Source organism: Stutzerimonas stutzeri SDM-LAC, from assembly GCF_000235745.1.
Classification (GTDB): domain Bacteria; phylum Pseudomonadota; class Gammaproteobacteria; order Pseudomonadales; family Pseudomonadaceae; genus Stutzerimonas; species Stutzerimonas stutzeri_H.
In genome coordinates this window covers 1-20,568 of the sequence record NZ_AGSX01000117.1, presented here as the reverse complement: position 1 = coordinate 20,568, position 20,568 = coordinate 1, and the positions used below count along the sequence as shown (strand labels likewise).

Annotated in this window: 15 protein-coding genes; 6 read left to right on the top strand and 9 right to left on the bottom strand. The window is 60.2% G+C overall.

From position 1 onward, the window contains the following. The first annotated feature begins 126 nt into the window (after nt 1–126). Complete coding sequence (locus PSTU_RS0112105; protein ID WP_019341294.1) at nt 127–2,577, top strand: penicillin-binding protein 1A; 2,451 nt, start codon at nt 127–129, stop codon at nt 2,575–2,577. 123 nt (nt 2,578–2,700) lie between these two features. Here PSTU_RS0112105 and PSTU_RS0112100 read toward each other — a convergent pair whose 3' ends face one another. From PSTU_RS0112100 to rpmE, 3 genes are all read right to left on the bottom strand, one after another. Next, on the bottom strand, nt 2,701–3,969 hold the full coding sequence (locus PSTU_RS0112100; protein WP_019341293.1) for a malic enzyme-like NAD(P)-binding protein: 1,269 nt from the start codon (nt 3,967–3,969) through the stop codon (nt 2,701–2,703). Nucleotides 3,970–4,127: 158 nt separating this feature from the next. Continuing rightward, the gene (locus tag PSTU_RS0112095; RefSeq protein ID WP_019341292.1) at nt 4,128–4,919 is read right to left on the bottom strand and encodes a thermonuclease family protein; all 792 of its coding nucleotides are present in this window, start codon (nt 4,917–4,919) and stop codon (nt 4,128–4,130) included. A gap of 26 nt (nt 4,920–4,945) precedes the next feature. Continuing rightward, nucleotides 4,946–5,158 carry a 50S ribosomal protein L31 gene (gene rpmE / locus PSTU_RS0112090; protein WP_019341291.1) on the bottom strand — a complete coding sequence of 71 codons (213 nt, stop codon included), beginning with the start codon at nt 5,156–5,158 and terminating at the stop codon, nt 4,946–4,948. A gap of 218 nt (nt 5,159–5,376) precedes the next feature. Here rpmE and PSTU_RS0112085 point away from each other — a divergent pair, with 218 nt between their 5' ends. The 3 genes from PSTU_RS0112085 to PSTU_RS0112075 all read left to right on the top strand — a co-directional run bounded on the left by PSTU_RS0112085 (nt 5,377) and on the right by PSTU_RS0112075 (nt 10,125). Continuing rightward, nucleotides 5,377–7,599: a primosomal protein N' gene (locus PSTU_RS0112085; RefSeq protein WP_019341290.1), complete on the top strand. Its 2,223-nt coding sequence runs from the start codon at nt 5,377–5,379 to the stop codon at nt 7,597–7,599. Nucleotides 7,600–7,716: 117 nt separating this feature from the next. Then, nucleotides 7,717–9,459 carry an arginine--tRNA ligase gene (gene argS / locus PSTU_RS0112080; RefSeq protein ID WP_019341289.1) on the top strand — a complete coding sequence of 581 codons (1,743 nt, stop codon included), beginning with the start codon at nt 7,717–7,719 and terminating at the stop codon, nt 9,457–9,459. After that, a complete protein-coding gene (locus PSTU_RS0112075; protein ID WP_019341288.1) occupies nt 9,460–10,125 on the top strand; it encodes an SPOR domain-containing protein in 666 nt (221 codons plus the stop codon). 84 nt (nt 10,126–10,209) lie between these two features. On the opposite strand, the gene PSTU_RS0112070 is transcribed toward PSTU_RS0112075, so the two are convergent. The 4 genes from PSTU_RS0112070 to trxA form a co-directional block, all read right to left on the bottom strand. Next, nucleotides 10,210–11,181 (bottom strand): CDP-6-deoxy-delta-3,4-glucoseen reductase, encoded by a 972-nt coding sequence (locus tag PSTU_RS0112070; RefSeq protein ID WP_019341287.1) that lies wholly within the window; start codon nt 11,179–11,181, stop codon nt 10,210–10,212. A 34-nt stretch (nt 11,182–11,215) separates the two neighbouring features. Further along, nucleotides 11,216–12,682 (bottom strand): 4-hydroxy-3-polyprenylbenzoate decarboxylase, encoded by a 1,467-nt coding sequence (ubiD, locus tag PSTU_RS0112065; protein WP_019341286.1) that lies wholly within the window; start codon nt 12,680–12,682, stop codon nt 11,216–11,218. Nucleotides 12,683–12,805: 123 nt separating this feature from the next. Next, complete coding sequence (rho, locus tag PSTU_RS0112060) at nt 12,806–14,065, bottom strand: transcription termination factor Rho (RefSeq protein WP_019341285.1); 1,260 nt, start codon at nt 14,063–14,065, stop codon at nt 12,806–12,808. A 229-nt stretch (nt 14,066–14,294) separates the two neighbouring features. Further along, a complete protein-coding gene (trxA, locus tag PSTU_RS0112055) occupies nt 14,295–14,621 on the bottom strand; it encodes a thioredoxin TrxA (protein ID WP_019341284.1) in 327 nt (108 codons plus the stop codon). Nucleotides 14,622–14,834: 213 nt separating this feature from the next. Here trxA and ppx point away from each other — a divergent pair, with 213 nt between their 5' ends. Beyond that, the gene (ppx, locus tag PSTU_RS0112050) at nt 14,835–16,337 is read left to right on the top strand and encodes an exopolyphosphatase (protein ID WP_019341283.1); all 1,503 of its coding nucleotides are present in this window, start codon (nt 14,835–14,837) and stop codon (nt 16,335–16,337) included. A 51-nt stretch (nt 16,338–16,388) separates the two neighbouring features. Here ppx and ppk1 read toward each other — a convergent pair whose 3' ends face one another. Together ppk1 and hemB are read right to left on the bottom strand one after the other, a co-directional pair. Then, complete coding sequence (gene ppk1, locus PSTU_RS0112045) at nt 16,389–18,593, bottom strand: polyphosphate kinase 1 (RefSeq protein ID WP_019341282.1); 2,205 nt, start codon at nt 18,591–18,593, stop codon at nt 16,389–16,391. Between the two features lie 19 nt (nt 18,594–18,612). Then, complete coding sequence (gene hemB / locus PSTU_RS0112040; protein WP_019341281.1) at nt 18,613–19,626, bottom strand: porphobilinogen synthase; 1,014 nt, start codon at nt 19,624–19,626, stop codon at nt 18,613–18,615. 315 nt (nt 19,627–19,941) lie between these two features. On the opposite strand from hemB, the gene elbB reads away from it, so the two are divergent. Continuing rightward, nucleotides 19,942–20,568, top strand: a 627-nt coding sequence (gene elbB, locus PSTU_RS0112035) for an isoprenoid biosynthesis glyoxalase ElbB (protein WP_019341280.1), incomplete at its 3' end; no start/stop codon positions are given.

The window sequence follows — 20,568 nt, the reverse complement described above, 5'->3', positions numbered from 1 at the left end:
TAACAGCCTTGACAGAAGCGCAAATGGCTCCCCCACAGAAAAACCGCTTATAATGTGAACGGTTTTTCCTTTCAGCACCGTCTGCGGCATACACCTCATTCCCCATCCTGGATCCAACGAACCCCGATGCGTTTTCTGAAGTTTTTCCTATGGTCGTGCTTGGCTACTTTCTGCGGACTGTTGCTCAGTCTCAGCGGCGCGTTTCTCTACCTCAGCCCCAACCTGCCGTCGGTCGACTCGCTACGCAGCATACAGCTCCAGATACCGCTGCGTGTTTATAGCCGCGACGACAAGCTGATCGCCGAATATGGCGAAATGCGCCGCTCCCCTATCAGCTTCGATCAGATCCCCAAGGATTTCATCGCCGCATTACTGTCTGCAGAAGACGATAACTTCGCGAATCATTATGGCGTCGATGTTTCCAGCTTGATGCGCGCTGCCACGCAATTATTGAAAACCGGCCATATTCAGACCGGCGGCAGCACCATCACCATGCAGGTTGCGAAGAATTACTTCCTGAGCAGCGAGCGCAGCTTTTCACGCAAGATCAACGAGATTCTCCTCGCTCTTCAGATTGAGCGAGAGCTCAGCAAGGATGAAATCCTCGAGCTATACGTCAACAAGATCTATCTGGGCAACCGCTCCTACGGAATAGAAGCGGCAGCGCAGGTCTACTATGGCAAATCAATCGGCGAACTAAGCCTGGCGCAACTGGCCATGATCGCCGGCCTGCCCAAGGCGCCCTCAGCGTTTAATCCGCTCGCCAACAAGGAGCGCGCCAAGGAACGACGGGACTGGATCCTCGGCCGGATGTACCGACTCGGGAAGATAGACGAGACCCGCTATCAGCAAGCATTGGCTGAAGTTGTCGATGCGTCCTATCACGGTTCCTCGCCTGAGCTTAACGCACCCTACATCGCCGAAATGGCCCGTGCCGAAATGGTTGGCCGCTTCGGCAGCACCGCCTACACCGACGGCTTCCGCGTCTATACCACCACGAGCAGCGAGCGTCAGATCGCTGCCAACCAGGCCCTTGTTCAAGGACTGATCGAATATGACCAGCGCCACGGCTTCCGTGGTCCGGAAGCCCATCTAACCGGCACGGATCCAGCAGACTGGCTAAAACAGCTCGGCGACTATCGCAGCCAGTCCGGGCTGCAGCCAGCGGTCGTCAGTCGTGTGTCAAAGGACTCCGTCCAAGCCCTGCTTCGGGACGGCAGTCAACACAGCATCAGCTGGGAAAGCATGAAGTGGGCTCGCCCATACATTAATACCAACAGTCTCGGCCCCAAACCCAACGCACCTTCCGACGTGGTAAAGCCGGGAGATGTCATTCGTGTTCGTTTCGCAGAAGGCGAAGCGCTGTTCAGCCAGATACCTCAGGCGCAGGGCGCATTGGTATCGCTCGATCCGCTTGACGGATCCATTGAAGCGTTGACCGGAGGGTTTTCCTTTGGCCAAAGCAATTACAACCGTGCCATCCAGGCCAAGCGCCAACCCGGCTCGAGCTTCAAACCCTTTGTCTATAGCGCTGCGCTGGATGCAGGATTTACCCCTGCCACGCTTGTCAATGACTCGCCTATCGTTTTTGTCGAGGAAGGCCTGGATCGCGTCTGGCGACCCAAGAACGATAACAACACCTTCCTCGGCCCGATCCGCCTGCGTGAGGCGCTTTATAAATCACGGAACCTGGTGTCGATTCGCCTGCTGCAAACCCTGGGCATTCCGCAAACTATTAATTACATCGAGCGCTTTGGCTTCAAGCCCGAAGACCTGCCAGCGAACCTGTCGCTTGCGCTTGGTACGGCAACGCTGACTCCGATGGAAATCGCTACCGGTTGGACGGCGTTCGCTAATGGCGGCTACAAGATCGAGCCCTATCTGATAGAACGAATTGAGGACCGAGACGGGAAGGTCATATTCAGCGCCGACCCAGTGCGCGTGCCGAAGCGCGACATGGCGGCCCCATCTCCTTCACAAGATAACGAGGCGACAGCCATCTCTTACGCGCAGAGCGGCTCGTTCATTGACGAAAGTAGCTCTGAACCAACTCAACCACCCAAGCATGCCGAGCAGATCATTGATGAACGAACTGCTTACATCATGACCAGCATGCTGCAGGATGTGATCAAGCGAGGCACAGGCAGACGAGCTTTGGCGATGGGCCGCGGCGATATCGCGGGGAAAACCGGGACCACCAACGAGTCGAAAGACAGCTGGTTCTCCGGCTATAACGCCGACATCGTCACCACCGTCTGGGCCGGATTCGATCAACCACAGAGCCTAGGTCGCCGTGAATACGGGGGCACGGTGGCCCTCCCCATCTGGATGAAATACATGAGCACGGTGCTGGAGGGCGAACCCGAACATGCCCCGGCCGAACCCGAAGGCATTCTGACTTTGCGCATCGACCCAGACAGTGGTCGTGCAGCGGCGCCTGGGACGCCAGATGCTTACTTCGAAATATTCCGCATCGAAGATTCACCACCGAACATGGACGACGAGCTGATTCCAGGCACGACCATTCCCGGCAGCCCGCTGCCGGCCAGCGAAACAGCACCCATGGATCTGTTCTGAAGGTCGGTTGTTAGCTAAGGGATGCAGCTCCGCTAGGTTCTGCACTGCTCAACAATGAAAAAACCGGCCCTTGGCCGGTTTTTTTATGCGCTCCCCGCCTGGACGGGGCCACGCGTAGCCTAATCAGGCACCGAATACGTCGTTGACCGACGTTAGCGGGTAGTGCGACGGATATGGCAGGGTCGCCACACCGCTTTCAATGGCCGCCTTGGCAACCGCATCGGAAACCAGCGTAATCAGGCGCGGGTCCATGGGTTTCGGAATGATGTACTCACGGCCGAACTCCAGGCTGTCAACACCATAGGCAGCTGCCACTTCGGCTGGCACCGGTAGCTTGGCAAGGTCACGCAATGCCAGTGCGGCGGCTATTTTCATTTCCTCGTTGATGCGCTTGGCCCGTACGTCTAGCGCGCCGCGGAAGATGAACGGGAAGCCCAGTACATTGTTGACCTGGTTCGGATAGTCGGAACGACCGGTCGCCATGATCACATCGGAGCGGGTCGCATGCGCCAGCTCGGGACTGATCTCTGGGTCAGGGTTGGAACAGGCAAATACTACCGGGTTGGCTGCCATGCGCTTGAGGCCTTCGGCACTCAGCAAATTGGCACCCGACAGACCTACGAAGACGTCGGCGCCGTCTAGCGCGTCTTCCAGGGTGCGCTTGTCCGTCTCATGCGCAAAAACCGCCTTGTACTGATTCAGATCGTCACGACCCGCATGGATAACACCCTTGCGATCGATCATGAAGATGTTCTCGATCTTCGCGCCCATGCTAACCAGCAACTTCATGCAAGATGTCGCCGCGGCACCGGCACCGAGGCAGACGATCTTGGCCTGCTCCAACGTCTTGCCGGCGATTTCCAATGCATTGAGCATACCGGCTGCGGTGACGATAGCCGTGCCGTGCTGGTCATCATGAAAAACCGGGATGTCGCATTGCTCGATCAAGGTCCGCTCGATTTCGAAGCACTCAGGGGCCTTGATATCTTCCAGATTGATCCCGCCAAAGGTGATGGAGATGCGCTTGACGGTATCGATAAAGGCCTGAGGGCTCTCCGCATCGACTTCGATATCGAATACATCGACGCCGGCGAATCGCTTGAACAGCACGCCCTTGCCTTCCATGACCGGCTTGGATGCCAGTGGCCCAAGATTTCCGAGACCAAGAATGGCGGTGCCGTCGGAAATCACAGCGACCAGATTGCCTTTGCCGGTGTATCGATAGGCCAATTCAGGATCTCGGGCGATTTCCCGGACCGGCTCCGCCACGCCAGGACTGTAGGCCAGCGAGAGATCGCGAGCAGTGGACGTGGGCTTGGTCAGCTCGACGCTCAACTTTCCCGGACGAGGTTGGGAATGGTAGTCGAGAGCGGCAGTTTTCAGGTCAGTCATGGGGCATTTCCGCTTATTTTTACTGGGACAGACAGGTGGTCGAGCATACGCCAAGACCGAGCGCCGTCACAAGGGAACGGAAAACCTGACTGTCAAGGCTTGGCCCTACGACTTTCAGCGCAGATGAATTGGTGCGCTAGGTCCGAGCGGCTACGGCTTCAGGGCAGCAGCGCGAGCATCGATGGGTGACTTATCTTCAGCAGCCAACGCGCCCGCCGCGACAAATCGCCTCGCCCCTTGCGGTCGATGATCCACCCCCGTGCCTCAATATGCTTACCAGGCAGGGCGGCCAGTGCGTCATCGAACGCCGCAGCGGCTTCACGTGGGATTTGCACGGCAAGCGAGCCACCCAGTTCCAACCAGACACCACCCCGGTTGGTATCCACGCGCTCGACATGCGCTCGGACAATCGCAAACCCACCGCGACGCACGCGCTCCGCCGCAATTATGGGAGGTCGCCGCCAAACGCCTCTGCCGGCCGAGCGCGCCTGCCGTTCTGCAGCCCGTTGGCACTCCGCCAGGGAAAGGTTCGGCGCGATAGCGACAAAGAAGCCCAAGCCCTCGGCAAGCATTAGCGTTTCTAGGTTCTCACCGTGCTCGTCGAAGGCATGAGCAAGCACACGGCCGTAATGGTCTTTGGACTGCTGGCCAGGGCGTATAGCCACATAACCATCATTGGCGCTCACCAACGACTGCAGCCGATTCCTCGCAGCCTCGGCGAACGGCTCGGCGCTGCGCCCATTGCGCCCCAGCTCGGTCGCATTCAGGCCAATGAGCCGCACGCTGCGCCCATCGACTAGCCGCAACGTATCGCCGTCGATGACCGTGGCCACCTCGACTCGGGAAAGCGGTTCGCTCACCGAGCAAAGCGCTGCAGCCTGCAAACTGAAAAGCACAGAAACGAAAAAGGCGCCCACCAGGGACGCCTTTTTCAGCTCGGAGAATCTCATCGGACTCCCGTAGCGGCGACAGCTTATTACTTGGCGCCAAACACACCGAAGCGCTGCTTGAAGCGGTCGATACGGCCGCCGGTATCCAGCACTTTCTGCTTGCCGGTATAGAACGGGTGGCACTCAGAGCAAACGTCGATGCTCAGGTTCTTGGCCAGCGTGGAGCGAGTCTTGATGACGTTGCCGCAGCTGCAAGTGGCATCGATTTCTACGTAATTAGGATGGATATCGGCTTTCATGGAAAAATCCTCTAGGACTTGTGCCGCCACCCGACCCTATGTCGAGTACCGCACGGAAGGGCGCGAATGATACCAGAGCAAGGAGGTGATGCAAGGGCAGCTGATCGGGCCGATGCGCACACATCCGGTCGCAGGCAACCCAACAGGCCGAGATTACAGACGAGCCTGCCGCTCCGCCGGATCGTTTAAGATCGGCATTCGCCGCCAAGGACTTTCGCGTGCCGCTATCCATACTCCGCCTCGCGCTGCCCTCACCATTGCGCAGACTCTTCGATTACCTCCCGCCCGCTGGCATTCCGCACGCCGGGTTGCAGCCTGGAGTGCGCCTGCGCGTGCCCTTTGGCCGACGCGAGGTCATTGGGATACTGGTGGAAGTCGTCAGCCACAGCGAAGTTCCCGAGGCGAAGCTCAAACCGGCTCTGGAGCTGCTCGATGCGCGACCTCCTCTGCCGTCACCGCTGTTCAAGCTATGCCTATGGACCGCCCAGTATTACCAACACAGCCTTGGCGACACCTTCAGCTGGGCGCTGCCAGTCCTGCTGCGTCAGGGCGAACCCGCCGAGGCGAGGCAGGAGCGGTTCTGGCATGCCGCCAACGGCGCGCGACCGGACGACCCTCGACTGAGCAGGGCCCCCCGCCAACGCGAAGCTCTCAAGACCATCGCCCAGCATCCACATGGTGTGGCGCATGCCTTGCTTTCCCAACTTCAGTTGAGCAGGGACAGCGTTGATCTACTGTTGCAGAAAGGTTTGCTGCGAGTCGAACCCCGGCGCAGCCACCAGAGTCAGCGACACCAGGGCAGCTGGCTTTTGCAACCGGAGCTACCGCTGAATCAGCAGCAACGAGCTGCCTTCGAAGCCATTCGCGCCGGCCTGGAAGGCTTCCAGGCATACCTGCTCGCCGGTGTCACCGGAAGCGGCAAGACCGAGGTCTACCTGCAGCTGATTCATCAGGTGCTGAAGACGGGCAAGCAGGCGTTGGTATTGATTCCCGAGATTAACCTCGGCCCCCAAACCCTGGCCCGCTTCGAAAAGCGCTTTAATGCCCGCATCGCTCTGCTCCATTCCAACGTCAACGATCGCGAGCGGCTGGATGCCTGGCTCGCGGCGCGAGACGGAGAGGCAGACATCATCATCGGCACCCGCTCTGCTCTGTTCACCCCGATGAAGAATCCTGGCCTGATCATCCTCGACGAAGAGCATGACGCGTCCTATAAGCAACAGGAAGGCCTGCGCTACCACGCGCGCGACCTGGCCGTAGTCAGGGCGCGCCAGGAAAACGTACCGATACTGCTGGGGTCGGCAACGCCGTCGCTGGAAAGCCTGCATAACGCGCATAGCGGACGCTACGGACTGCTGAAGCTGACCGAGCGCGCCGGCGGCGCACAGGCGCCACGCTTCCTCCGACTAGACGTCAAGAGCCGCCCGCTCGATTCCGGCATTTCCGGCCCGCTGCAGCAGGCCATGGCGCAGACGCTTGCTGCCGGCCAGCAGGTACTGGTCTTCCTCAATCGGCGCGGCTTCGCTCCCTCGCTGCTGTGCCACGACTGCGGCTGGATCGGCCAGTGTCCTCGCTGCGACGCCAGAATGACTTTGCATCAACGCCACAATGAGCTGCGCTGCCACCACTGTGGCCATACAGAACGCCGACCGCACAACTGCCCCGACTGCAATAAGCTCGACCTGAGACCCGTCGGCGCAGGCACCGAGCGCGCCGAAGAGCGACTCATAACGCTCTTTCCTGACTATCCAGTGCTGCGCATCGATCGTGACAGCACTTCTCGCAAGGGTTCGATGGAGCAACTGCTGAGCACTATCAACCGCGGCGAGCCGTGCGTGCTGGTGGGCACCCAGATGCTTGCGAAGGGTCACCATTTCCCCCGTGTAACCCTGGTCGCCATCCTTGATGCCGACGGCGGATTGTTCTCGGCAGACTTCCGCGCCAGCGAACGCATGGCTCAGCTGATCGTGCAGGTAGCCGGCCGCGCCGGGCGGGCCGAGGAACCCGGCAAGGTCATCATCCAGACCCATTTGGCTGATCACCCACTGCTGGTCCAACTGACGGAGCAGGGCTACTTTGCCTTCGCTGAACAGGCACTAAGCGAGCGTCGCGCTGCTGGCTTGCCGCCTTTCAGCCATCTTGCGTTGCTGCGGGCCGAGGCGGCGAAACCCGGCCAAGCCGAAGACTTTCTCGACGAGGCCTGCAGCCAGGCGGAACAGCTGATGGCGCAGCTCGGCATAACGGGTGTCGAACTGCTCGGGCCGGTGCCCGCTCCGATGGAACGACGGGCCGGACGCTTTCGAGCGCAGCTGCTGTTACAAGCCAACGCCCGCGCGCCTCTACATAACCTTATGAACACCTGGCTGCCGCGGGTGGAGACACTGCCCGGCAGCCGGGCCGTCCGCTGGTCACTGGATGTTGACCCGATCGACTTGTTCTGATGCCGAGCTATCACGCAAGCTCCAGCGCAACTAAGCACCTTAAGCCTTGAAGGTTCGCCCTCGGGGCACCGATAATGCCCAGTTTTCGACCAAAGCCCACGGCCGACCGAGCAAACAATGAAAGACAGCATCCGCCATCTGATCCAGCAAGCCCTGGCCCGTCTCACCGCTGAAGGCGTGCTGCCGGAGGGGTCGAATCCGACCATCCAGGTGGAGAACACCCGCGACAAGACTCACGGGGACTTTGCCAGTAATGTCGCGATGATGCTGGCCAAGCCCGCCGGAATGAAGCCCCGCGACCTGGCCCAGAAGCTTATCGAAGCCCTGCCGGCAGACCCCAGCGTCAGCAAGGTTGAAGTCGCCGGCCCCGGCTTTCTCAATTTCTTCCAGAACAGCGCAGCGCTGGCTCAACGCCTGGACACTGCCCTTGCCGATCCTCGTCTCGGCGTAAGCAAAACAGGCGCCACACAGCGCGTTGTAGTAGACCTGTCCTCACCGAACCTGGCGAAGGAAATGCACGTCGGCCACCTGCGCTCGACCATCATTGGCGATGCCGTCGCCCGCGTTCTTGAATTCCTCGGTGACGAGGTAATCCGGCAGAACCACGTGGGCGATTGGGGCACGCAGTTCGGCATGTTGTTGGCTTACGTGATGGAGCAACCTAAGGGCTTCGACTCTCCGGAGCTGGCCGATTTGGAAGGTTTCTACCGAGCGGCAAAACAACGGTTTGACGAATCGCCTGAGTTTGCCGAGCGCGCGCGCCAGCTTGTCGTCGAGCTTCAGGCCGGCGACGCCGAATGCCTGCGGCTGTGGAAGCAGTTCAACGAGCTCTCACTCAGCCATGCGCAAAAAGTCTATGACCGCCTCAACGTCCGGCTCACCCCGGACGACGTCAAGGGCGAAAGTGCCTACAACGCGGAACTTGCCGATATAGTCGCATCGCTCAAGGCCAAAGGGCTGTTGAGCGAAAGCAACGGCGCCCAATGCGTCTTTCTCGATGAATTCAAGAACGCCGAAGGCAACCCGCTTCCGGTGATTGTGCAGAAAGCGGGCGGTGGCTACCTGTATGCGACTACCGACCTGGCCTCCATGCGCTACCGCAGCCAGCAGCTAAAGGCCGATCGCGCACTGTATTTCGTCGATCAGCGCCAGGCGCTGCATTTCCAGATGACTTTCGAGGTGGCACGGCGCGCCGGCTTCGTCCACAGCGACATGCAACTCGAACACATGGGTTTCGGCACCATGAACGGTGCGGACGGTAGGCCCTTCAAGACCCGTGATGGCGGCACCGTAAAGCTGGTTGACCTGCTCGACGAAGCTGAGCAACGTGCCTATAGCCTGGTCAAAGGCAAAAATCCGGACCTGGACGAAGGGGAGCTGCGGCAGATCGCCCGCGCTGTCGGTATCGGCGCAGTGAAATACGCAGACCTGTCCAAACATCGCACCAGCGATTACAGCTTCAACTTCGAGCAGATGCTCAGCTTTGAAGGCAACACCGCGCCCTACCTCCTCTATGCCTACACCCGAGTGGCCAGCGTGTTTCGCAAGCTCGGCACTGGAATGGACGGACTCAACGGCGAGATCAGTCTCGAAGCCGAACAAGAGCAAGCGCTTGGCGCGAAGCTGGCTCAGTTCGCCGAAGTGCTTAACGGTATGGGGGAAAAGGGCGTACCCCACCTGCTGTGCAGCTATCTATATGACTTGGCGGGGCTGTTCTCCAGCTTCTACGAGCACTGCCCGATACTCGGCGCCGAAAGCGAGACTGTGAAGCAGAGCCGTCTGCGTCTGGCTGCCCTGACCGGCAAGACGCTGAAGCAGGGCCTCTCCCTGCTTGGCCTGGAAACGCTGGAGCGGATGTAAGTGGCAGCCAGGAAAAAACCCGCCCCGAAACGTGGCGCAAGCCGCTACCAGGCGCCCGCCAAAAAGCCCGTCCCCGGCTGGATCTGGCTGGTTTGCGGCCTGGTCATCGGCGGTTTCATCGTGTTCCTGATGAACCTCGAACCTGGCGGCGATGAGATCAAGCGCGCCAAGGACACAGCCAAACCCAAGGAGCAGCCGAAGCGTTCGCCCTCTACTGCGGGCCAGCCAGCGAAACCGAAGTACGACTTCTATACGCTGCTGCCTGAGTCTGAGGTGATCCTGCCGCCAGAAGCACCAAAGCCAGAGCCAGAGCCGGCCAAGCCGGTTACACCGGAGGAGGCCGCGAAGATTGACGCAGCGCGTGCCGAAGCCGCTCTCAACGGCCAGGTCCCACCGCCTCCGCCGACAGTGGCCAAGGCTCCAGTGACCCAGTTCTTCCTGCAGGCCGGCTCGTTTCGCAAAAAGCCCGAAGCGGAAAAGGTCAGAGCGCAGATCATTCTGCTCGGCCAGGATGTCCGGGTAGAGAACGTGACCGTGCGTGACGAGGACTGGTATCGGGTGCTGGTCGGGCCGTTTGCCGACCGAGCGCGACTTGATCAGGCCCAGAAGGCACTGTCAGCGAGCGGCTACAAGAACCTGCTGCTACAGCAGCGCCAGGGTCGCTGAGCCGAGCCCTAACTAAGCCTTGGAAGCAGCGCCGTGGACGGCGCTGCTTCTCTGCCGCACGCAGGATCAGCCCGGCACCCGGCTCTAGCGGTCCCGTGGCGCATAGGCAAACACATCTGCACGCATCTGTTTTGCATCCATCCCCGCCTCCACCAACGCATCCAGCGTGCCGTAGACCATGGCCGGAGAGCCGCTGGCGTAAACGTGGACCGGTTCGAGATCGGTGAAGTCCTCGCAGACCGCTTCGTGCAGCATGCCGCACCGCCCCGTCCACTCACAAACGTCGCTGACAACCTGATGCAGAAACAGATTGGGCATCTGCTGCCATTCCTGCCAATGCGGCAACTGATAGAAATCCTCCGGTCGACGCACGCCCCAGTACAGATGTACCGGATAGGTGAAGCCCTCGGCTCGGCAATGTTCGATCAGGCTGTGCATCTGGGCCATCCCGGTACCTGCGGCAATCAGAACCAGCGGCCCTTCCGGCAGCTCGGCAAGGTGGGTATCGCCGAACGGCATCTGCACGCGTGCTGTGCCGGTGCGCCTGATCAACTGCAACAGGTCGATGGCTGACGATTCGCGTGCCAGCACATGAAGCTCGAGCTCACGCCCGCGCGCTGGTGCGGACGCTAGCGAAAAGGCGCTGTATTCGCCATCCTCACGCTCGAGCAGCAAGTACTGCCCCGCGTGATAGCGCGGCGGTTTTCCGGCCGGCGCGCGGAGCAGCAGACGAAACACGTCGCCGCCTACCTCTTCACAGCTGACGAGCTGGCAACTGAGCGTGCGCACCGGGAGCTCGCCCGGCGCGAGCACCCCATCCCACAGCAGGACACAGTCTTCTTCGGGCTCAGCCAGGCAGGCGAAGACTTCGCCATGATCATGGCTTTCACCGCGCTGGCGCACCCGGCCGTTCACCAACAAGGCGGCGCAGATCAGGCAGTTACCGTTGCGGCATGCCTGCGGGCAGTCGTAGCCCAACCGGCGCGCGGCGTCGAGGATCAACTCACCACGTTCGACGTCGAGCACTGCTCCGGAAGGTTGCAGGGTTACTTTCATCAATTCAAAACCTGAATAAATGCGCGACTGGTCATCAGTCGATGCCCAGGTCGGCCCAGAGTTCGTCGACTCTCCGTTTGACGGCTTCATCCTGGACGATGACGCGCCCCCATTCACGGCTGGTCTCGCCGGGCCACTTGTGGGTCGCATCGAGCCCCATCTTGCTGCCAAGACCGGATACCGGCGAGGCAAAGTCGAGGTAGTCGATCGGCGTATTCTCGATCAGCACCGTATCGCGCTTGGGGTCCATGCGCGTGGTAATCGCCCAGATGACATCGTTCCAGTCGCGGGCATTGATATCGTCATCGGTGACGATCACGAACTTGGTGTACATGAACTGCCGCAGGAAGCTCCAGACACCCAACATCACACGCTTGGCGTGGCCGGGGTATTGTTTCTTCATGGTGACCACCGCCATGCGATAGGAACAGCCTTCCGGTGGTAGGTAGAAATCAGTAATTTCCGGGAATTGCTTCTGCAGGATCGGCACGAACACCTCATTGAGCGCAACGCCGAGAATTGCCGGCTCGTCCGGTGGCCTTCCGGTATAGGTGCTGTGGTAGATCGCATCGCGGCGCTTGGTGATGCGCTCGACAGTGAACACCGGGAAGCGGTCGACTTCGTTGTAGTAGCCGGTGTGATCACCGTACGGCCCCTCGTCCGCCATCTCGCCAGGCTGAATGTACCCTTCGAGAACGATTTCAGCCCCGGCTGGCACCTGCAGATCGCTACCCCGGCATTTGACTAGCTCGGTACGGCTGCCGCGCAGCAGGCCAGCAAAGGCATATTCGGACAGCGAATCGGGAACGGGCGTGACGGCACCGAGAATCGTGGCTGGATCGGCGCCGAGCGCCACCGCCACCGGATAGGGTCGGTCGGGATACTTCTCACACCATTCACGAAAGTCCAGCGCGCCGCCCCGATGGCTGAGCCAACGCATGATCACCTTGTTGCGACCGATCACCTGCTGACGATAGATACCCAGGTTCTGCCGTTCCTTGTTAGGGCCCTTGGTAATCGTAAGCCCCCAAGTGATCAGTGGCCCAGCATCGCCTGGCCAGCAGGTCTGCACCGGTAACCTGGACAGATCGACATCATCACCTTCGATGACCACTTCCTGACAGGGTGCGTCCTTGAGGACCTTGGGCGCCATGCTGATGACCTTTTTGTAGATCGGCAGCTTGCTCCAGGCATCCTTCAGGCCCTTCGGCGGCTCCGGCTCTTTGAGAAAGGCCAGGAGCTTGCCAATCTCGCGCAGTTCGGACACGTCCTCGGCACCCATGCCCAGGGCAACACGCTTGGGCGTGCCGAAGAGGTTTCCGAGTACCGGCATATCAAAGCCGGTCGGATTCTCGAACAGCAGCGCCGGGCCTTGCTTGCGCAGCGTCCGGTCGCAGATCTCGGTCATTTCCAGAACGGGGGATACGGCGGTTGAAACGCGCTTGAGTTCACCGCGCTGTTCTAGGCCGCTGATAAAGTCGCGCAGATCGCGATACTGCATGCTTGAGCCTCGCATGGGCCGGCAGGTGTCGGGGCGACGAGTTTAGCCTTGGCGCCGGCCGATTCAAAACCTGCAGACAGACAAAGGCCGGGTTTCCCCGGCCTCAGTGGCATGACCAGACGCTTACTTGCGCTTCATTGACATGAAGAATTCTTCGTTGGTCTTGGTGTCCTTGAGCTTGTCGAGCAGGAACTCGATCGCGGCGCTTTCATCCATTGGGTGCAGCAGCTTGCGCAGAATCCAGATGCGCTGCAGCTCTTCCTCGCTGGTCAACAACTCTTCGCGGCGGGTGCCCGAACGGTTGATGTTGATCGCCGGGAATACTCGCTTCTCGGCGATACGGCGATCGAGCTGCAACTCGAGGTTACCGGTGCCCTTGAATTCCTCGTAAATCACCTCGTCCATCTTCGAACCGGTTTCCACCAGCGCCGTGGCGAGAATGGTCAGGCTGCCGCCTTCCTCGATGTTGCGCGCAGCACCGAAGAAACGCTTGGGTTTCTCCAGCGCGTGGGCATCAACACCACCGGTCAACACCTTGCCCGAGCTCGGAATCACCGTGTTGTAAGCACGCGCCAGACGGGTGATGGAGTCCAGCAGGATCACCACGTCCTTCTTGTGCTCGACCAGACGTTTGGCCTTCTCGATCACCATTTCGGCGACCTGCACGTGGCGGGTCGGTGGCTCGTCAAAAGTGGAGGCGACCACTTCGCCGCGCACTGTGCGCTGCATTTCGGTCACTTCTTCCGGGCGCTCGTCGATCAGCAGGACGATCAGGTGGCACTCGGGGTTGTTGCGGGTGATGTTGCTGGCAATGTTCTGCAGCATGATGGTCTTGCCCGCTTTCGGCGGGGCGACGATCAGGCCACGCTGGCCCTTGCCGATTGGTGCGCAGAGATCGATCACCCGGCCAGTCAGGTCTTCGGTAGAGCCGTTGCCGGCTTCCATCGTCAGACGCTTATTGGCGAACAAGGGCGTCAGGTTCTCGAAAAGAATCTTGTTCTTGGCATTCTCCGGCCGATCGAAGTTGATCGTGTCGACTTTGAGCAGCGCGAAGTAGCGCTCGCCTTCTTTCGGCGGACGAATTTTGCCGACGATGGTGTCGCCGGTGCGCAGATTGAAGCGGCGAATCTGGCTCGGCGAGACATAAATGTCGTCGGGCCCGGCGAGATAGGAAGAATCCGCGGAGCGCAGGAAGCCGAAGCCATCCTGGAGAATCTCCAGCACGCCATCACCGGAAATTTCCTCACCGCTTTTCGCGTGCTTTTTCAGCAGAGAGAAAATCACGTCCTGCTTGCGCGAACGGGCCATGTTGTCGATGCCCATCTGTTCGGCCATTTCCAGCAGTTCGGTGATGGGCTTTTGCTTAAGTTCGGTCAGATTCATAGAAAGAGTCAGAAGGGGTGAAGAAAGCGATTAGCTTGAGAAGCCGCGCAGCAAGAGACGAACAGGTTCGTTGTGCTTTATGAGGCTGAAGTGCGTCGGCGACGGCATGCAGAGGGCGACGGAGAAGCGTCGCAGGGCCGAATTTAGCACCGTGCAGGCGAAGCGTCCACCCTGCAGTTATAAAAAAGCCCCCGCATTTGCGAGGGCTTTTGAAAGCAGCAACCGTGAATCAGATATTGCTATCCAGAAACGCTGCCAGCTGCGACTTCGACAGCGCGCCTACCTTGGTCGCCTCGACGTTGCCGTTCTTGAACAGCATCAGGGTCGGAATACCGCGTACGCCGTACTTTGGCGGGGTTTCCTGGTTCTCGTCGATGTTCAATTTGCAGACTTTGAGCTTGCCTTCGTATTCCTTGGCGATCTCATCGAGTACCGGCGCAATCATCTTGCACGGGCCACACCACTCGGCCCAATAATCGACCAGAACAGGGCCATCGGCCTGGAGCACGTCCTGCTCGAAGCTGCTGTCGCTGACGTTGTTGATGTATTCGCTCATGGAGTTTCTCCAGGGTCAAAATCAAAAGTGAGGCCATCATAGCCCGGCTGGGTGCGGATCGAAAGTCGCAGCCTGTCGCTCGGGCAATCGGCATTGGATAGGCCATGGAACAGCCGTTGGGCTCGGCCGCTGGGTAACCCTGACGCAGTGCTGCGCGTTGGCGGATGAGGGCGATCATGTCAGGATGTCGGGGTTTTGCACAGAGACTGCCCCATGCGCCCAACAGCCGCCGAACCCTTTCCGCTGATCGCCGCCCTCGATCTCGGCTCGAACAGCTTTCACATGGTGCTGGCTCGCACCAGCAACGGCGAGATGCGCATTCTCGAGCGGCTCGGCGAAAAGGTCCAGTTGGCCGCCGGCATCGATGAAAACAGACAGTTCGACGACGCTGCCATGCAGCGCGGCCTGGACTGCCTTCGCCGCTTCGCTCAGCTGGTCAATCATCTCCCCCAAGGGGCGGTGCGGGTGGTAGGTACCAATGCCCTGCGCGAGGCACGTAACCGGGCGCAATTCATTCGGCAGGCCGAGACGATCATCCAGCATCAGGTCGAGGTGATTTCCGGCCGAGAGGAAGCACGGCTCATCTACCTGGGCGTTTCGCATACTTTTCCTGCCTCTAGCGGCAAGCGCCTGGTGGTCGACATTGGCGGCGGCAGCACCGAATTCATCATCGGCGAAGGTTTCGATTCGCTGTTACGTGAGAGCCTGCAGATGGGCTGCGTGAGTTTCACGCAGCGGTTTTTTCAGGACGGCAAGATCACACCGGCCCGTTACGCGCAGGCATATACAGCAGCAAGACTGGAGTTGATGAGCATCGAGCACGGCCTGCGCCGGCTCGGCTGGCAGGACGCAGTTGGCGCCTCCGGAACCATTCGCGCGGTCGGCCTGGCAATCAAGAGCGCCGGGCTTGGCAATGGTGAAGTCACAGCTGATGGCATCGGCTGGCTCAAGCGCAAGCTGTTCAAGCTGGGCGATGTGGAAAAGCTCGATCTGGACGGCATCAAACCGGACCGCAAAGGCATCTTCCCCGCTGGCCTGGCCATTCTCGAAGCGATCTTCGATGCCCTGGGATTGACCAGCATGGCGCACTCTGAAGGCGCCTTGCGCGAAGGCGTGCTCTACGACCTGATCGGCCGGCATCATCAGGAAGATATCCGCGACCGTACGCTGAGCTTCCTGATGGAACGCTACCACGTCGATACCGAGCAGGCCGCACGGGTTGAAAGCAAGGCGCTGGAGGCGTTCGACCAGGTTTCATCGGCCTGGGGCCTGGACGAGGAATGGCTGCGGGAACTGCTCGGCTGGGCCGCCCGCGTGCATGAGGTGGGCCTGGATATCGCCCACTACCACTACCACAAGCATGGTGCTTACCTGATCGAGCACTCCGACCTGCCCGGCTTCTCGCGCCAAGATCAGCAGATGCTGGCGCTGCTGGTTCGCGGCCATCGACGCAACATACCCAGGCAGAAATTCGAAGAAATGAGCGAGGACGGTGTGAAGCTGACCAGGCTCTGTGTGCTGCTGCGCTTCGCGATCCTTTTCCACCACATCCGCGGCCCACAGCAAGCGCCAGCGTTTCAGCTCAAGGCCGGCGACAACAGCCTGGACGTAGCCTTTCCTGATGGCTGGCTGGCAAACAACCCGCTGACGCAGGCCGATTTCGCGCTGGAGGCGGACTGGCTCAAGCGGATCGACTTCACCCTCAGCGTACGCTGAGTCCAGCGGGCGGCGGGCCAACTCGCCAGGTACACTCGAGAAGCCGACTGCTTATCGCGCAGTCGGGCTACCCAGACGCTCCAGCAAGGCGTTCTGTACGTTTCGTGGGTTCTGGTTGCCGCTCGGGCTGTTACGCAAGTAGCCGCCGTCCGGCTGTAGTACCCAGCTCTGGGTGTTGTCGGTCAGAAAGCCCTCGAGCTCCTTCTTCACCCGTGTCACCAGCTTCTTGCCCTCGACCGGGAAACAGGTCTCGACCCGCCGATCCAGGTTGCGCTCCATCCAGTCGGCACTGGACAGATAGAGTTTTTCATCGCCGCCGTTGAGGAAATAGAACACACGGCTGTGCTCGAGGAAGCGACCGATGATCGAGCGCACCTGGATGTTGTGCGAGACCCCGAGAATCCCCGGGCGCAGGCAGCACATGCCGCGCACGATCAGGTCGATACGCACGCCGGTCTGGCTGGCCTTGTACAGGGCGCGGATCATCTTCGCGTCGGTCAGCGAATTGATCTTGAGGATGATATGCGCCGGCTTACCTTCGCTGGCATGCTGCGTCTCCTGGGCGATCATGTCGAGCAGCGCTTTCTTCAAGGTAAACGGCGCATGCAGCAGCTTTTTCATGCGCATGGTCTTGCCCATGCCGATCAGCTGGCTGAACAGTTTGGACACGTCTTCACAGAGCGCGTCATCCGAGGTCAGCAGGCTGTAGTCGGTGTACAGCCGGGCGTTACCGGCGTGGTAGTTACCGGTCCCGAGATGGGCGTAGCGCCGCAGCTCACCGTTCTCGCGGCGCAGAATCAGCATCATCTTGGCGTGGGTCTTGTAGCCCACCACACCGTAGATCACCACTGCACCGGCCTGCTGCAGCCGGCTGGCCAGTTGCAGGTTGGATTCTTCATCGAAGCGCGCGCGCAGCTCGATGACCGCAGTGACTTCCTTGCCATTGCGCGCCGCCTCAACCAGCGCGTCGACGATCTCCGAATTGGCACCGGAGCGATAAAGCGTCTGTTTGACAGCCAGGACGCAAGGGTCCTTCGCCGCCTCGCGCAGCAGGTCGATCACCGGCGTGAAGGATTCGTACGGGTGCAGCAACAGAATGTCCTGCTTGCCGACCACGCTGAATATGTTTTCGCTGTTCTGCAACAGCTTGGGGATCGCAGGCGTAAAGGGCGTGTATTGCAGCTCCGGATGGCTATCCAAACCAGTGATGCCGAACAGCCGGGTCAGGTTGACCGGGCCGTTGACCCGATACAGTTCGCTCTCGCTCAGGCTGAACTGCTTGAGCAGGAAGTCGGCGAGATGCTTCGGGCAGGTATCCGCCACTTCCAGCCGCACCGCATCGCCATAGCGCCGGGAAATCAGCTCTCCACGCAATGCGCGTGCGAGATCCTCGACGTCTTCGGTATCGACCGACAGGTCGGCATTGCGTGTCAGGCGGAACTGGTAGCAGCCATTGACCTTCATCCCATGGAACAGGTCGTCAGCATGGGCGTGAATCATCGAAGAGAGGAACACATAGTTGGCACCCGTCCCGCCTACGTCCTCCGGCACCCGGATCACCCGCGGCAACAACCGCGGCGCCGGAATGATCGCCAGCCCGGAATCGCGGCCGAAGGCATCGATACCTTCAAGCTCGACAATGAAGTTCAGACTCTTGTTGACCAGCAACGGGAATGGGTGGGTGGGATCCAGACCGATTGGCGTGACGATTGGCGCGATCTCGTCGCGGAAAAAGCGGCGTACCCAGGCCTTGATCTTGGTTGTCCAGTTGCGCCGTCGGATGAAGCGCACCTGATGCTCGGCCAGCTCTGGTAGCAGAACTTCGTTGAGGATCGAATACTGGCGGTTGACCTGCTCATGGACCAGTTCGGAAATACGCGCCAGCGCCTGGTGCGGCTGCAGGCCATCGGCACCCGCCTGCTCACGCGCGAAGGTCACCTGCTTCTTCAGCCCGGCGACGCGAATCTCGAAAAACTCATCCAGATTGCTGGAAAAGATCAACAGGAACTTGAGCCGTTCCAGCAGCGGATAGGACTCGTCCAGCGCCTGTTCCAGCACGCGGATATTGAATTGCAGCTGTGACAGCTCACGGTGGATATAGAGGCTGTTGTCATCCAGATTCGGCGGCGGTGCCGGTGGCGCTGGTGCCTCCTCTGTTTTCTCCACTTCAGGCGCTGGCGGCGCCAACTCCTCGAGGGGCTGCGCCTCGACGGCAGCAGCCTGCAATTCGCTTTCGCTGAGTCCCTGATTCGTCATCGCTTTGCCTCGGCAGGGCTCATTGCCCCTGTTTTAATTGTTGTGCCGCCTGTTTGGCGAAATAGGTGAGGATGCCATCGGCACCTGCGCGTTTGAAGGCGGTCAGCGACTCGAGGATGACCGCCTCGCTCAGCCAGCCGTTCTGAATCGCCGCCATGTGCATCGCATACTCACCGCTGACCTGATAGACGAAGGTCGGCACGCGAAAGGCATCTTTAACTCGCCAAAGAATGTCCAGATAAGGCATGCCCGGCTTGACCATGACCATATCGGCGCCTTCGGAAAGGTCCGCGCCGACTTCGTGCAGCGCCTCATCACCGTTGGCAGGGTCCATCTGATAGGTATTCTTGCTGCCCTTGCCCAAATTCGCCGCCGAACCCACCGCATCGCGGAACGGCCCGTAGTAGGCACTGGCATATTTGGCCGAATAGGCCATGATCCGTACGTTGTGGTGATCGGCCACTTCCAGCGCTTCGCGAATGGCCTGGATGCGTCCGTCCATCATGTCCGATGGCGCCACGACCTGTGCGCCCGCCTCCGCATGGGATAGGGCCTGGCGGACCAGTGCGTCGACCGTGACGTCGTTTTGCACGTAGCCGTGCTCGTCAAGAATGCCGTCCTGCCCGTGCGTGGTGAAGGGATCCAGCGCAACGTCAGTGATAATGCCGAGTTCGGGGAAACGCTCACGCAACGCACGGGTGGCACGCTGAGCGATACCGTCGGGGTTCCAGGCCTCTGCCGCATCGAGGGATTTCTTCTCCAGCGGGGTTACCGGGAACAGCGCCAGTGCCGGAATGCCCAGCGCGACAAGTTCTGCGGCCTCTTCCAGCAACAGATCGATGGAAAGACGCTCCACGCCGGGCATCGATGGCACCTGCTCTCGGCGATTTTCGCCATCGAGCACAAACACGGGAAGGATCAGGTCATCCACGCTCAGCCGGTTCTCGCGCACCAGGCGGCGCGAAAAATCATCACGACGATTACGACGCAGCCGGGTAGCGGGGAACAAGCGATTGGCGGGAACGAAACTCACAGCGAACTCCTGGCCCGCAGGGCGGGCGAATATGACGTTTATAAGCCGACAGCGTGACAGATTGATGACAGGCCATCAGCTCGACCGACGATTGCCCTCATTGTCGCCACCACGGGCGGGCTCTGCCAGTGCTTTGAACAGTCAATATCCGTAGCTCAGCGCCTGAGCCAGACGCACCGACGGTGGAACGCCCGCCGCGATGAGCAATCCAATCATCATCTCGATGGACTTACCTTAAGCCGCGCCGACGGCTAGCATCGAAGGCATTCGCCTGGTGTAGTTGCCAGGCTGCTGAACCTGACCAGGAGTACCCCAATGAACAAAAAAGTCGCCGTAATTCTTTCCGGCTGTGGTGTATACGACGGCTCGGAAATCTACGAGAGCGTGATCACGCTGTTGCGCCTGGACCAGCGTGGCGCCAAGGTGCAATGCTTTGCTCCGGACATCGAGCAACTGCACGTAATCAACCACCTCACCGGCGAGGAGATGCAGGAAAGCCGCAACGTGCTAACCGAGTCCGCACGCCTGGCCCGCGGGGAAATCAAGGCATTGCACGAAGCCAGCGCCGAAGAGTTCGATGCGTTGATCATGCCGGGCGGCTTCGGCGCGGCAAAAAACCTGTCCGACTTTGCCACGCAGGGCGCCGGTTGTACCGTTCTCCCCGAGGTGCTGTCACTGGCCAAGGCGTTTGCCGAGGCCGGCAAACCGGTCGGCATGATGTGCATCGCGCCGACCATGGCGGCGCAGATCTTCGGCCGCGGCGTGGTCTGCACGCTGGGCAACGATGACGATCCCGCGGCAGACGCAGCGCGGGAGATGGGCATCGAACATGAGGCGTGCGAAGTCACCGAGATCGTCGAGGACTCCAGGCATAACCTGGTGACAACCCCCGCCTACATGCTGGCGCAATCCATCAGCGAGGCGGCATCGGGAATCTACAAG

Excerpts from the sequence above, each read along its gene's own strand:
- PSTU_RS0112105 (WP_019341294.1), top strand. The coding sequence starts at position 127 with ATGCGTTTTCTGAAGTTTTTCCTATGGTCGTGCTTGGCTACTTTCTGC.
- PSTU_RS0112100 (WP_019341293.1), bottom strand. The coding sequence starts at position 3,969 with ATGACTGACCTGAAAACTGCCGCTCTCGACTACCATTCCCAACCTCGT.
- PSTU_RS0112095 (WP_019341292.1), bottom strand. The coding sequence starts at position 4,919 with ATGAGATTCTCCGAGCTGAAAAAGGCGTCCCTGGTGGGCGCCTTTTTC.
- rpmE (WP_019341291.1), bottom strand. The coding sequence starts at position 5,158 with ATGAAAGCCGATATCCATCCTAATTACGTAGAAATCGATGCCACTTGC.
- argS (WP_019341289.1), top strand. The coding sequence starts at position 7,717 with ATGAAAGACAGCATCCGCCATCTGATCCAGCAAGCCCTGGCCCGTCTC.
- PSTU_RS0112070 (WP_019341287.1), bottom strand. The coding sequence starts at position 11,181 with ATGAAAGTAACCCTGCAACCTTCCGGAGCAGTGCTCGACGTCGAACGT.
- ubiD (WP_019341286.1), bottom strand. The coding sequence starts at position 12,682 with ATGCAGTATCGCGATCTGCGCGACTTTATCAGCGGCCTAGAACAGCGC.
- rho (WP_019341285.1), bottom strand. The coding sequence starts at position 14,065 with ATGAATCTGACCGAACTTAAGCAAAAGCCCATCACCGAACTGCTGGAA.
- trxA (WP_019341284.1), bottom strand. The coding sequence starts at position 14,621 with ATGAGCGAATACATCAACAACGTCAGCGACAGCAGCTTCGAGCAGGAC.
- ppx (WP_019341283.1), top strand. The coding sequence starts at position 14,835 with ATGCGCCCAACAGCCGCCGAACCCTTTCCGCTGATCGCCGCCCTCGAT.
- ppk1 (WP_019341282.1), bottom strand. The coding sequence starts at position 18,593 with ATGACGAATCAGGGACTCAGCGAAAGCGAATTGCAGGCTGCTGCCGTC.